The 13184-nt window shown below is 44.0% G+C and carries 11 protein-coding genes; 9 read left to right on the top strand and 2 right to left on the bottom strand.

Translation table 11 applies throughout. The annotated features are described in order from the left end of the window. Positions 1 to 289: 289 nt before the first annotated feature. The 6 genes from JMW61_RS01130 to JMW61_RS01105 all read left to right on the top strand — a co-directional run bounded on the left by JMW61_RS01130 (position 290) and on the right by JMW61_RS01105 (position 4929). Entirely contained in the window at positions 290 to 1456 is a 1167-nt protein-coding gene (locus JMW61_RS01130; RefSeq protein ID WP_201548721.1) for an NAD(P) transhydrogenase subunit alpha, read from the top strand. 128 nt (positions 1457 to 1584) lie between these two features. Next, entirely contained in the window at positions 1585 to 1923 is a 339-nt protein-coding gene (locus JMW61_RS01125; RefSeq protein ID WP_197177695.1) for a proton-translocating transhydrogenase family protein, read from the top strand. Beyond that, positions 1920 to 3320 (top strand): NAD(P)(+) transhydrogenase (Re/Si-specific) subunit beta, encoded by a 1401-nt coding sequence (locus tag JMW61_RS01120; RefSeq protein ID WP_406947798.1) that lies wholly within the window; start codon positions 1920 to 1922, stop codon positions 3318 to 3320. The genes JMW61_RS01125 and JMW61_RS01120 overlap by 4 nt, the downstream gene beginning before the upstream one ends. A 144-nt stretch (positions 3321 to 3464) precedes the next feature. Further along, complete coding sequence (locus JMW61_RS01115) at positions 3465 to 4001, top strand: acyl-CoA thioesterase (protein WP_201548719.1); 537 nt, start codon at positions 3465 to 3467, stop codon at positions 3999 to 4001. Between the two features lie 122 nt (positions 4002 to 4123). Continuing rightward, positions 4124 to 4333, top strand: a complete 210-nt coding sequence (gene iscX / locus JMW61_RS01110; RefSeq protein ID WP_010196865.1) for a Fe-S cluster assembly protein IscX — start codon at positions 4124 to 4126, stop codon at positions 4331 to 4333. Between the two features lie 95 nt (positions 4334 to 4428). After that, positions 4429 to 4929 (top strand): GyrI-like domain-containing protein, encoded by a 501-nt coding sequence (locus tag JMW61_RS01105; protein ID WP_201548717.1) that lies wholly within the window; start codon positions 4429 to 4431, stop codon positions 4927 to 4929. Positions 4930 to 5015: 86 nt separating this feature from the next. Here the strand turns inward: JMW61_RS01105 and dapE are convergent, their stop codons facing one another. Both dapE and JMW61_RS01095 read right to left on the bottom strand, forming a co-directional pair. Beyond that, positions 5016 to 6233 (bottom strand): succinyl-diaminopimelate desuccinylase, encoded by a 1218-nt coding sequence (dapE, locus tag JMW61_RS01100; RefSeq protein WP_201548715.1) that lies wholly within the window; start codon positions 6231 to 6233, stop codon positions 5016 to 5018. A 126-nt stretch (positions 6234 to 6359) separates the two neighbouring features. Then, positions 6360 to 7115, bottom strand: coding sequence for a 2OG-Fe(II) oxygenase (locus JMW61_RS01095; RefSeq protein ID WP_201548707.1), 756 nt, complete (start codon positions 7113 to 7115; stop codon positions 6360 to 6362). Positions 7116 to 7256: 141 nt separating this feature from the next. Here JMW61_RS01095 and JMW61_RS01090 point away from each other — a divergent pair, with 141 nt between their 5' ends. The 3 genes from JMW61_RS01090 to JMW61_RS01080 all read left to right on the top strand — a co-directional run bounded on the left by JMW61_RS01090 (position 7257) and on the right by JMW61_RS01080 (position 13121). Further along, positions 7257 to 8132, top strand: a complete 876-nt coding sequence (locus tag JMW61_RS01090) for a 23S rRNA (adenine(2030)-N(6))-methyltransferase RlmJ (protein ID WP_110923987.1) — start codon at positions 7257 to 7259, stop codon at positions 8130 to 8132. A 42-nt stretch (positions 8133 to 8174) separates the two neighbouring features. Further along, positions 8175 to 9092, top strand: coding sequence for a CDP-diacylglycerol--serine O-phosphatidyltransferase (pssA, locus tag JMW61_RS01085; RefSeq protein ID WP_227680941.1), 918 nt, complete (start codon positions 8175 to 8177; stop codon positions 9090 to 9092). 534 nt (positions 9093 to 9626) lie between these two features. Beyond that, the gene (locus JMW61_RS01080) at positions 9627 to 13121 is read left to right on the top strand and encodes an ESPR-type extended signal peptide-containing protein (protein ID WP_201548705.1); all 3495 of its coding nucleotides are present in this window, start codon (positions 9627 to 9629) and stop codon (positions 13119 to 13121) included. The last annotated feature ends 63 nt before the right edge of the window (positions 13122 to 13184 follow it).

Below are 13184 nucleotides of genomic sequence, written 5' to 3'. Positions count from 1 at the left end.
AATAAAAGTTATATAGATGGTACAAATAATTAACTTTTTATTTACTTATGGGTCATCATTAAACAATGAAAGTTGGTGGACGATATACCTATAATAAAAAGGCATGATGGCAAAGTCGCTATCATTTATTAAATTGATGAACCTTTGGTCGCAATACTGATCCAATCAAAACCAAAGGTTTTTTTGTCCCCTGTGCTTTTTAGATGTGCGTTGAGGGTATTAAAGGTAGTCGTGAGACGTAATTATAGTCATTATAAGTACAGTCATTGGACGTAAGTAAGGAGACGGTATGAAAATCGGTGTAATCAGTGCAGATAGCGCGAGCGAGAGCCGTGTAGCCATAACCCCAGACGCAGTCAAAAAATTGCGTAAACTTGGGTTTGAAGTTGTCATTCAGTCAAATGCAGGTCAAGCAGCGTACTACGCTGATGAGCTGTATCAAGCTGCTGGTGCCGACATTGCCAGCAGCAGTGCCAAGGTTATTACCCAGTCTCAGATTATTACCACCGTCAATGACCTATCAGCTGAAGCCATCGATAGCTTGTCATCTGGTCAGATCGTCATTGGCATGCTCGACCCTTATCGTAATACTCAACTTGATAGTTATGCGGCTAAAGGTGCAACCGCCTTTGCCATGGAGCTATTACCCCGCACATTGTCACGCGCACAGAATATGGATGTCTTGTCATCACAAGCCAACCTTGCGGGTTATAAAGCCGTATTGCTAGCGGCCAATGAATACTCACGTCCATTCCCAATGTTTATGACGTCAGCCGGTACGGTTAAGCCCGCCAAGGTCGTTATCTTAGGTGTCGGCGTTGCAGGTCTGCAAGCAATTGCAACCGCCAAGCGTTTGGGTGCAGTGGTAGAAGCCAGTGATTTACGTCCGACGGCTCGCGAGCAAGTGGAGTCACTCGGTGGTAAATGGCTTGATGTTCCGATGAGTGCAGAGGAAGCTGAGACCGCCAAGTCTACCGGTGGTTATGCTTGGACGCCATCAGAGCAATATGTCAAAGATCAAGCAGCTGTCGTGGACAAAGCCTTGAGCAATGCGGATATCGTTATTACCACGGCGCAGATTCCTGGTCGTAATGCTCCGCGTCTGGTGCACGGCGCAACCCTTGCCAAAATGAAGGCGGGTTCAGTATTGATCGATATGGCGGCCGGTACCGGTGGTAACGTCGAAGGCAGCGTGCCGAACGAAACCATCACGACAGACAACGGCGTACGTATCGTTGGTGCTGCCAATATCCCATCGATGCTTGCAGCACAGTCTTCAGATCTGTATGCCAATAACTTGGTTAACTTTATCACGACCTTAATTGCGCCTGCTGGCGATGACGCTTCAGCAAATGACGCATCAGCTAAATTGGCACTTAACGTAGACATGGAAGATGAGATTCAGGGCGCACTGGCAGTGACACATGACAATCAGGTACGACTGGCCAAACGCTAGTTTGACTGGCTAAGTTTTTCCAGCCTGTCACTATTAACGTTGTCACCATACATTTGCCAGACATGAATAAATTTTAGGAGGATTAGATGATTGCCACTATTTTAGCGTCAGCACCCGCCGGTGCCGCCATGGCTAGTACGCCATTTGTCGCGATTTTTACCGTATTTGTACTCGCTATTTTTGTCGGATACTACGTAGTTTGGGGCGTTACGCCTGCATTACACACACCATTGATGGCCGTCACCAACGCACTATCAAGTATCGTCATCGTTGGTGCCATGCTACAGACCGTCACCATTGATGGTTCTATCTTTACACCGACCAGTATACTTGGCGCTTTTGCGGTATTTTTGGCCAGTATTAATATCTTCGGTGGTTTTGCTGTGACCGAGCGTATGCTTGCGATGTTCAAACCGAAAGTAAAAAAAGCACCAGTAGCAACCACTGATGTTGGAGGTGACGCATGAACGACTTCTCAGCAATGATTTCGGCAAATGCAGATTGGTTCTACCTAGTCGGCGCGATTCTTTTCGTTTTAACCTTACGTGGTTTATCCAGCCCAAAGACGGCTATTCGTGGTAACCGCTTTGGCATGGTAGCGATGGCAATTGCGGTCGTCACGACATTCTTCTTAGCAGAAGGCCCTGTCCTTTGGTTAATTATTGGCGCGATGATTTTAGGTGCCCTCGTTGGTATGTGGAAGGCAAAGACGGTCGCGATGACCCAAATGCCAGAAACAGTCGCTTTGATGCATTCATTCGTTGGTTTGGCAGCAGTCGCAATTGCCTTGGCAACCGTGCTACATACTGAGCAACAGCATGGCGCCGTTGCCCGAGTTGAGCTGTTTATCGGTTGTTTCATCGGTGCGATTACATTCTCAGCATCCGTCTTTGCCTTTGGTAAATTGGCAGCAAAAAGCTGGGCTAAAACATTGGTTGGTGGCTGGGTAAAGCCTGTCCAAGCGTTATTGTTCATTGCGATGATTGGTTTTGGTGGCATTTATTTCGTTACTGACTCATTACCAGCATTTTATGCGATGGCTGTGATTGCCGTTATCTTTGGTTGGATGTGGATTGCACCAATTGGCGGTGGTGATATGCCAGTGGTTGTATCGCTATTGAACTCATTCTCAGGCTGGGCAGCAGCAGGCATTGGTTTCACCCTTGGTAACTCAATGCTGATTATCGCAGGGTCACTTGTTGGCTCATCAGGTGCGATCTTGTCTTACATCATGTGTAAAGCCATGAACCGCTCATTACTCAATGTCTTATTTGGCGGTATGGGTACAGGCGCTGTAGCAGCGGGCGCTGATGATGGCGCTCCTAAAAACTACAAAGCAGGCTCAGCAGAAGATGCAGGTTTCTTAATGGCCAATGCCAGTAGTGTGGTGATCGTACCGGGCTATGGTATGGCACAGGGTCGTGCACAGAATGCAGTAAAAGAGTTGTATGAGCTGCTAAAAGAAGAAGGTGTGAATGTGCGTTTTGCCATTCATCCGGTCGCGGGTCGTATGCCAGGACACATGAACGTACTATTGGCTGAAGCTGACGTACCTTATGATGATATTTTAGAGATGGATGAGATTAACTCAGACTTCGCGAGTACAGATGTGGTGTTGGTTATCGGTGCAAATGATGTGGTAAACCCATCTGCGAAAGATGATCCAACCTCGCCAATCTTTGGTATGCCGATTCTAGAAGTGACCAAAGCCCAAACGATTATGGTCATCAAGCGTTCAATGAACACGGGTTATGCAGGGCTTGATAATAGTTTGTTCTATATGGACAAAACCATGATGATCTTTGGTGATGCCAAGAAGATGGTTGAAGAGATGGTTCGTAGTATCAATGGCGCAGGTCATTAATCATTAAAATGTGTGTTTAACTATTAGCTTTTGCCTGTAAATTTTTAAGTAAAGAAAGTCACTGAGGTGGCTTTTTTGCGTTAAAGTAGGCAGCATTTATATGACATCGATATCTATACAAAATAAGAGTTAAGGGAGTTACTTATGAACATGTTGATCCGTTTTTTTATTATGGTTAGCTTGCTAAAACAACAACTAAAACAGCAATCAATGAGCGAGCGCATTAGTATAGAGACGTTGACCGCACCGACTGTCCGTAACTATCGAGTATTGCCGCATGACATGGGGTTTCGTGATCATCTACCCAATTACCGCTATTTGTCTTTTATTGAATTAAATGTCACTCGCTGGGTAATGGCCTGCTGTCATGAAAAAGGCATTAAGAAATTGAATTGGGTGATGTCCATGCAAGAGATGGTTTACCTGAAACCAATCAAGTTTTTGGATAAAGTGACACTCAGTAGTAAGGTTGCAGGATGGGATCAGAAATACGTATATTTTGAGCATCGCTTTTTTGTAAAAAATCAGCTGATGAGTATGGGTATGACAAAGTTCATATTTACAGATAAAAAAGGCAAGTGTACGCCAGAAGTATTGGATATGGTGGGGGAGCATTTGACCGATACTATTACCACATGGAACAATCATCAGGCTGCTTTGAAGTCTGCCAAGTCGGCGTAGATAGCATGAGCTGCCATATAAAATTAACTTGTCTATAATCATCTGATGAATTTTGGTAAAATAGCGCCTATCAAATCGTCAAAACCATTTTATCAAAATCGTCTAAAAGATAAGGAGCCGCTATGATCCCGCAAAAATTAAAATGGACGGACAGCTTAGATATCGCTATTGAGTTGTATGAAAAGTTCCCAGAGACCGATCCACAATATATACGCTTTACCGATTTGCATCGTTGGGTGACTGAACTTGAAGGCTTTGATGATGATCCACAAAAATCAAACGAAGGCATTTTAGAAGCCATTCAGATGAATTGGATCGATGAAGCAGATTAGAGTTACTGTGCAACGCTAATGGCTTTTTTAGTACGCGCTCATTTCAATATTTTCTCAAATAAAAAACCGTATAAATATACAGGATATACCGCATCATGACTTCACAAATTAAAGAGCTACCAGAAGCGATAGCTTGCAGTGGCATTAGCATTCGTACTACCAATAATGCTGAGATTAGCGAAGAAACGGCCAAACTGGGTCGTTTGTGGCAGAAATTTTACCAAAACCACGCCAGTGATCTGCCTAAAGGTGAAGATATTTATGGTGTCTATCATAACTATGAGAGCGATGATTTGGTCGGCGCTTTTGATGTGGTTGCCAGTTGGAAAGTAGTCAGTGAGCAAGAGCCGTCAGACACGGAAAAGACTGCTAAATCTACAAACCTAGTAACAGTAGATATTCCTGCAGGGAAGTACATGGTATTCTCTGAAGAGGGTAGAATGCCTTACACGGTGATGAATGCTTGGGAAAAAGCTTGGACTTATTTTAATGATCGCAGCTGTGAGCATACCCGAACTTTTGATGTCGATTTTGAGCATTATATCGATGGCAATTTAGAGTATGGTCAAGTTGATGTCTATATTGGTATCGAGTAAAATTAATATTGAATAAATCAGTCAAAATAATAAAAAAGCGCCAAATCTAATTCAGATTTGGCGCTTTTTTTGATGATAATAAGACGTTAATCTAGCAGCAAGTTTTCTAAAATACCTTCATAAATCTGTGCTAGTTTGCCCAAGTCATCGACTTCTACCTTTTCATCAACCTGATGAATTGTGGCATTACGCACACCTAGCTCGACTACTTGCGCGCCTGTTGGTGCGATAAAGCGTCCATCAGAAGTACCGCCTGAAGTAGATAATGTCGTATCAGTATCAGTCACCTTTTTGATCGCTTTTTGACAGGCAGAAACCAATTTACCTTCAGGGGTCAAAAACGGCTGACCAGATAACTTCCAATGGATATCGTAGCTTGCCTTGCTATTGGCAAAGTATCTGTCAAAGATAGCATGCGTTTTTGCCTTCAGCTCATCTTCAGTAGTTTCCGTTGAAAAACGGAAGTTAAACACAACTTCTAGCGTTTCAGGAATGACATTGGTTGCGCCTGTGCCACCATTGATATTAGATATTTGCAACGATGTTGCTGGGAAATAGTCATTGCCATTGTCCCATGCAGTCGAGGTCAATTCAGTCAATGCTGACATCGCAGCATGAATAGGATTGCACGCTAGATGCGGATAGGCGACATGACCTTGCTTACCAGTCACTGTGAGCACTGCACCCAATGAGCCGCGACGACCATTTTTAATGATATCACCTAGCGTATCGGTACTTGATGGTTCACCAACCAAGCAATAGGTGATTTTTTCTTGACGTGCTTCTAATGTTTCAATGACTTTTACTGTGCCGTTGATTGATGGGCCTTCTTCATCTGAGGTAATCAAAAAAGCAATTGAACCATTGTGTTCAGGGTGATTGGCGACAAAGCGCTCGGCTGCGACAGTAAAGGCCGCAATGCCTGTTTTCATGTCAGCCGCACCGCGCGCCCATAGATACCCATCAGCAATGGTCGGGGTAAATGGCGGATAAGTCCAGTTTTTAGCATCACCAGTTGGCACGACATCAGTATGACCGGCAAAGCAAATGACTGGATCAGTCGTGCCGCGACGCGCCCACAAGTTTTTGACTTCAGCGTGTTCGCCCTTTGCCTGTCTATCACCATAATACATAAACTCACAGTTAAAGCCCGCCTGTTCCAATCGCTCTGACAATATATCTTGGCAGCCATCATCATCGGGCGTCACTGAAGGGCGTTCTAGCAGTTCGATGCTTAACTCTAAGGTTTCTTGTTGGTGGCTTGCTGATTGATTATTGGTAGTTTGGTGATTGCTGTCAGACATGGATGAACCTTTTATATGTAAAGTTAACTTTTAAGATTGATATTGCGAAAGTAGTGGACTACTTGTTTGTTTTTATAGTGGCTTACGACTCAAATCACATTATATTGTTTATGAATAAGTGACGATTTAATTATTTTCTTCAACGAACGGTACCAAGCCATCTCGGCGCATCCAAGTCGCGATAGAATAACGCTGACGATGAGCAAGCTGTACCTGATGTCGTAAGTCGCTGTCAAATATCACCAGTCTATTGGCAACAGGCATCACATTATGATGAACGCCATGTTTATCGACAACTTCTAATGCACCACCATCACCAGCAGTCCACTCATCATTCAGATAAAACACGGCCGAAATAACACGTTCGTCACGCCCAGCAGGGTTGTCACTGTGCCATTGATAGCCAAAACCTACCGGATAGCAGGCATAATGCGCTTCACTATGGCGAATACCCGCGAACAAGCTACGATTGAATAAGGCAGCAAGAGTGTTGATACTTTCTAAGTAAAAAAAGCCTGCAAAGAAATTTTCGGTGATCCAGCGTATTTTATCACCGCGAATATCGCTTACCCGAATACCAGCAGTGAGCTGTGCATCACGATATTCAATAAAACCGCTTTCTGCTTGCAAGGCTAGCAACGCGGTACTATTAAAGACATCATCGATAATAATCCAACCATCGTTGACGAACTTATCAAGCTGTACTTCAGTCAGCTTGTCTTCCCAGCTCACAGCAAAATCAGAGGCTTGCAATACATGTTGGGTTGGGATATCTGGGACGTCACTATGACCGTCTGGAAACAGTAATGGTGGATTATCCGGACCTATTGGCTGATCGGCTATCAACTCTGTTACGTTCAGGTTGCTAATAATCTGCGTCATTTCATCTCATTATTGTCAATCAGCTGTCGATATACCGCCATTCAATGCGTTTTTATTGAAAGCACTTACCAAAACCACATTATCTTTTACTCTGCCTATGCTACCATAGATGCAATTTTTCTTATTTAAACTTTTGAGATTATGAACTATAAACACGCCTACCACGCTGGTAACTTTGCTGATGTGGTCAAACACATTTTATTGGTACAATTGCTCAATCAACTAGGGCAAAAAAACAAACCTTTTTATGTGCTTGACGCTTATGGCGGTCGCGGACTGTATTCACTTAGCAGTGAAGAAGCGCGCAAGACTGGAGAGGCCAAAGGTGGTATTCAAGCCTTATTGAATGCCGATACTGAAAAGGCACCTGCTGCTGTCAAAGATTATATGGAAGGCATCAAGCAAGCCAGATTTACTTATGACAGTAAAGTCTATCCTGGTTCTCCTTGGTGGATTGCTCACCATGTCGAAAAAAACCCGGAAGCGGGTGTACGTGGTGAGGCTTTTGAAGCCAAAGCCAGTGAATATGATGCGTTGAACTATCAGCTACATAAACTGCCAATCGGTATTCATCACCGTGATGCCTTTGAAGGTATCACTGCGGTTATTCCGCCAAAAGAGAAGCGTGGTCTAATTTTTCTTGATCCTCCTTATGAGCAAGAGCATAAAGACTTTACACGCCTTATCAATTTGTTGGTTAATTCTTATAATAAGTGGCCACAAGGCACTTATGCGCTTTGGTTCCCTATTAAGAACGTCGAAGCTGTAGAACTGTTCTATAAAAAGCTTAAGCGTACTGAAATGCGCCGTCAGTTGGTGTGTGAGTTGAATATTTATCCAAACGATGTTGCGGTTGGCCTTAATGGTACAGGTCTGCTGGTTATCAATCCACCTTGGCAATTTGACAATCATGCGCGTGAGATTGTGCGTTTCTTGCAGCCTGCCCTAAAAGTAGCTGATGCGCCAGACTTGACACCTGATAGCGCGACCAATGTGCGCTGGTTAGTCGGTGAATAACTGGTTCAATGAGTAGCAATGTCGGCAAATAAGGATATTAAGATGACCAATACACCATCATCTACAGGTCAATCAAACCACGTTTCCTCAAAGGATACGGCTTTAAATGATGGATTGCTACAAGACAGTGCAGCAACTCAGCCACCATTTATCGATGAGCATGAGTTCAATATCCGCCTAGCGGAAAATGACAGTTATGACGGTTTGACCTTTGAAGTGATTGAAGCTGAAGTAACCGAAGGTCAGCGAGTGGTCAGTCGCGGTGTGTATTTAGCGCCCAACTTAATTACAACTTTGTCGCTACTGTCAGGCTTTTATTCAATTTTGGCCAGTACACAAGGCGAGTTTTATAAAGCCTCATTGGCTATATTTTTGTCCGCTATTCTTGATGGGGCTGATGGGCGCGTGGCACGTATGCTCAATGCACAGAGCCCATTCGGTGAGCAATACGATTCTTTGGCAGATATGCTAGCGTTTGGTGTTGCACCTGCTATTTTGATTTATAGCTTTGCTTTAGAGCCGTTAGGTCGTATCGGGATTGGCTGTGCATTCGTCTTTACTGCTTGTGCCGCTTTTCGCCTCGCACGTTTCAATGTGCAGGTTGGCATTGTCGATAAAAAATACTTTGTTGGCCTAGCAAGTCCACTTGCCGCTATCTTAGTGACGTCTGCTGTCATGGTCGCAGTCGATCATAATGAGTGGATTGGTCAGTACGATACAGCTGTCATGTTCTTGTTTGCCGCTTGGGTCGTAACTTGTGGTCTACTAATGGTCAGTAACGTCAAGTACTATAGCTTCAAAGAATTTGATAAAAAGAAAGTACCTTTCGTTGTTCTTATCATCGGTGTGCTGGTCATGAGTATCATACTCTATGATATCCCTGTCGGCCTTTTAGCGATTGGTATTATCTATGCGTTGTCTGGTATTGTTACTACGGTCAAAATAAAATTTAAAATTTAAAACAGATATCTGTCTTATGTTACTTTATACCATTACTAGTCGTTTTCAGGCTGGAGCTAAATCAAAGTAGTCACGTTAGACTAATTATTCAATACATGTAATGAGAGCCGCTTATTTTCTGATAAGCGGCTTTTTTATGCGTGCTATCAAATAGTTGTTTTTACCTTTTAATTCAAACATTTCAATATATTCCTTAAAGTATATGTTCATCTGTTACAAATTCAAAACAAGAACTTTACAAATTTAACATAACATTCCAGAATGTACTTATAACGTTTCTTTTTATGTCTGTATTGCATATAAAATTATTTTTTAGAATCAGAAGAACGGATTTAGTAGGTAGCTTAAGTCAAGAGCAAGTCAATCTAGTGCTTGATTTATCACTTATCAAACGATACGGATATCGAATTCTACAGGTAATTATTCATTCAAATTAACGTTTATATTTTCGATCGACAGTGCAACTGTTGCTCTATTTGTTATAGCCATCATATGGTCGCTTCGATAGCAACTTTATACACACAGGATATTCTCATGTTAAACCATGTTTACCGCATTGTTTTTAATAGTTCTACGGGTTGTTACACTGCTGTCAGTGAAATCAGCAAGTCGGGTGGAAAGTCTAGCAACACATCAGGTCAAGTTGGTACTGTGCCAGCTAGCCAAACAGGCGCATCACTACGTCGCCATGCTATTGCTGCTGCAATTGGCTCAGTGTTAGGACTAACAGCGATGAGTGCTCAGGCAGATGTGTGCTTAACGCAGTTTAATGGACCAGGTGGAAATATCGCTTCACAAAATACATCTATAGCTTGCGGATTTGAAAACCAAGCGCAAAATGAATCCAGCTCAGCAGTAGGTTTTCGAAATCAAGCTTTGAATACCAATTCAACAGCAATAGGTTACGTCAATACCGCCTCAGGTTTTTCTAGCTCAGCAGTAGGTTCTCAAAATATAGCTTTGAATACTAATTCAACAGCAATAGGTTATGTCAATACCGCTTCAGGTTTTTCTAGCTCAGCGATGGGCCATGGAAACACTTCTTCAAATAATTATAGCTCAGCAGTAGGCAACACTAACATTGCCTCGGGTGAAGGCAGCTCTGCGATAGGTTCTGGCAATAGCGCACTAGGGGGTGCTAGTTCGGCTATAGGGTCGCAAAATAGGGCTGATAAGTTAGGAAGTTCTGCATTGGGCATATTGAACCAAGTAGATAATACTTATAGTACGGCGGTAGGGTCTAGTAATATAGTAGAAGGACAAATGGCTTTAGGGGCAGGACATAGGAACGTAGCTTCGGGTCGTTTTAGCTCAGCAGTAGGTTACATTAATACTTCCGCAGGTGACTATAGCATAGCAATAGGTAGCGACAACTCAACCGCTGAGGAGCGTAGTACTGCAGTTGGTAGTCTAAACGTAGCTTCTAAGTTGCGTAGTTCAGCAGTGGGTTATAGTAACGAGGCATCTGGTCAAAGTAGCTCAGCACTAGGTAGCGATAATACTGCTTCGGGTGATGAAAGCTCAGCAGTGGGTCGTAGCAACATAGCCTCAGGAAGTTTCAGCTCAGCGTTGGGTTATGGCAACGAAGCCTTAGGAGGTTTCAGCTCGGCAGTGGGTTTTAACAATGAATCCTCAGGTAATGGTAGCTCAGCGATGGGTAGTGGTAATACAGCCTTAGGACTTACCAGTTCAGCGATAGGTAATTTTAACAGAGCCTCAGGAGTTACCAGCTCAGCAGTGGGTTTTGCAAATGAAGCCTCAGGTATTGATAGTTCAGCGATGGGTAGCCGTAACACAGCCTCAGGTTTTAATAGCTCAGCGATGGGTATTCGTAACACAGCTTCAGAATCAGGCGCGACTGCCGTTGGTAGTGGCAGTACTTCTACACAAGTTCCAGTAGTAGATGCAGTGGTGCAAGCTGATTTTACCGCTGCGACCACGCCTATACAGACAGACGCTTACAATCGACGCTTTAAAGACGATGGAAATGGCGGTCAGATCTTTGAGTTCGCAGCAGCAGACTATGAAGCTCTAGGCACAGGCGCGACCGCGAGCGGCATCCGCGCGACCGCTATCGGTAACTCATCAGTTGCAAGTGGTCGTGACAGCCTAGCGATGGGTACAGGGTCAACGGCTGATATTCGTAACAGCATTGCTCTAGGCGCACAGAGCACCACAACAGTTGATGCAGGCGTAGCAGGCTTTGGTGCGGACACCAGAACCACACCAGTATGGCAATCAACGCTAGCGGCAGTGAGTGTGGGTGATACCTCTGATGCTGATCCTGCCAACTGGCAGACCCGTCAAATTACAGGCGTAGCGGCCGGTACATCTGATACTGATGCAGTTAATATTGCTCAATTAAAAAGATTAGAAACAACAGGTATTTCTTATTTCAGTAATGTAGCAACCGCTTTAGGTGGGGGCGCGCAAGTGAACAGTACTGGTGTATTTCAAGCCCCCACATATAGAATAAGCAATGCAGACTACAACAATGTAGGTGCAGCACTCACCGCAGTTGACGGAAAGTTAACGGATTTACAAACACAGATAAATACGATTGAGCTAACACCTGGACCTAAAGGTGATAAAGGAGAGGTTGGTCCGCAGGGTCCAGCAGGATCTGATGGTATCAATGGAACAAACGGTATTGACGGTCAGAATGGTACGGATGGCATTAACGGCCAAGATGGTGCTGTCGGTGCTCAAGGCCCAGCAGGTCAGAACGGAATAGATGGTTTAAACGGTGCTGATGGTACAAATGGTAAAGACGGCATTGATGGTGCTCAAGGTCCAGTTGGTCCAGCAGGTCAGAACGGAATAGATGGTTTAAACGGTGCTGATGGTACAAATGGTAAAGACGGCATTGATGGTACTCAAGGCCCTGTTGGTCCAGCAGGTCAGAATGGAACAGATGGTTTAAACGGTGCTGATGGTACAAATGGTAAAGACGGCATTGATGGTGCTCAAGGTCCAGTTGGTCCAGCAGGTCAGAACGGAACAGATGGTTTGAACGGTGCTGATGGTACAAATGGTATCGACGGCGCTAAAGGAGATAAAGGTGATTCAGGTATCAGTGATGAAGCTAAAGTTGAATTAGAAAACAAAATCGAAGATAGCCAAGCTCGCTTTTTTAGCGTTAATGACTCTAATAACAGCGAAGATGCAGGTAATTATAGCGGTAATGGTGCTACTGCTGATGGTGCGATAGCGATCGGGGTTAACGCTCAATCTAAAGGTAAAGACAGCGTCGCTATAGGCATCAATAATACAGTGACTGGCGATCAATCTACTAGCGTGGGTAATGGCAATGTTGTTTCAGGTGATCGCTCAGGTGCATTTGGAGATCCCAATATCGTCGGTGGTAACGCCAATTATGCAGTTGGTAACGACAATGTCATTGGTGATACTACTAGTAACTCTGTAGTACTAGGTAGCAATGCAACTGTTGGTGCTACAGCGGCAACAGTTGGTACCAATAGTACACCAGCTTTTGAAAACGAGACTAATGCCTCAAACTCCGTCGCTATCGGTGAGTCGGTGAACATTCAAGCAGCTAATGCAGTGGCTATCGGTGCTAATAGTAGTGTAACTCATAGCAATGCTATAGCATTAGGAGCAGGGTCGCAGACCAGTGCAGACAATACCGTATCAGTGGGCAACGCAAACAGCCAGCGCCGAATTACCAATGTCGCCGCTGGTATCAGTCCAACTGATGCAGTTAATGTCTCTCAGCTTGATCAAAATCGTGCTGAAGCCTTCGGTTATACAGATAGAAGAATAAATGATCTAGAAGGAGAGACCTACTCAGCAGTTGCAGGCGCGCTTGCTTTCGGTGCTTTACGTTACCCCAATGTACCGGGTAAAGTCAGCGTTGGTCTGGGCGGTGGTACATGGGAAGGTGAGACAGGTTATGCATTTGGTGTCGGTTACACCACATCTGACGGACAGTTTTCTATCAGTAGTGCTTTTGGTGGTAGTGGCAGCCAAAATGGTGGTAACGTTGGCGTAAGCTATACTTTTGACTAACGTTTAGTGTTAAGAAATCAAAAAATACTTGAGCCTACTATTGTTTTTGATAGTAAGCTCAAT

Origin of the sequence: Psychrobacter fjordensis (assembly GCF_904845995.1) — a bacterium.
In the GTDB taxonomy this organism is placed as follows: Bacteria; Pseudomonadota; Gammaproteobacteria; order Pseudomonadales; family Moraxellaceae; genus Psychrobacter; species Psychrobacter fjordensis.
Note: the sequence above shows the minus strand (reverse complement) of the source record. Positions and strands in the feature narration are given on the sequence as shown.

Bases quoted from the DNA above. Each gene is read 5' to 3' on its own strand.
- JMW61_RS01095 (WP_201548707.1), bottom strand. From the start codon at position 7,115: ATGACGCAGATTATTAGCAACCTGAACGTAACAGAGTTGATAGCCGAT.
- JMW61_RS01115 (WP_201548719.1), top strand. From the start codon at position 3,465: ATGAACATGTTGATCCGTTTTTTTATTATGGTTAGCTTGCTAAAACAA.
- JMW61_RS01125 (WP_197177695.1), top strand. From the start codon at position 1,585: ATGGCTAGTACGCCATTTGTCGCGATTTTTACCGTATTTGTACTCGCT.
- iscX (WP_010196865.1), top strand. From the start codon at position 4,124: ATGATCCCGCAAAAATTAAAATGGACGGACAGCTTAGATATCGCTATT.
- JMW61_RS01120 (WP_406947798.1), top strand. From the start codon at position 1,920: ATGAACGACTTCTCAGCAATGATTTCGGCAAATGCAGATTGGTTCTAC.
- dapE (WP_201548715.1), bottom strand. From the start codon at position 6,233: ATGTCTGACAGCAATCACCAAACTACCAATAATCAATCAGCAAGCCAC.
- JMW61_RS01130 (WP_201548721.1), top strand. From the start codon at position 290: ATGAAAATCGGTGTAATCAGTGCAGATAGCGCGAGCGAGAGCCGTGTA.
- pssA (WP_227680941.1), top strand. From the start codon at position 8,175: ATGACCAATACACCATCATCTACAGGTCAATCAAACCACGTTTCCTCA.
- JMW61_RS01105 (WP_201548717.1), top strand. From the start codon at position 4,429: ATGACTTCACAAATTAAAGAGCTACCAGAAGCGATAGCTTGCAGTGGC.
- JMW61_RS01080 (WP_201548705.1), top strand. From the start codon at position 9,627: ATGTTAAACCATGTTTACCGCATTGTTTTTAATAGTTCTACGGGTTGT.
- JMW61_RS01090 (WP_110923987.1), top strand. From the start codon at position 7,257: ATGAACTATAAACACGCCTACCACGCTGGTAACTTTGCTGATGTGGTC.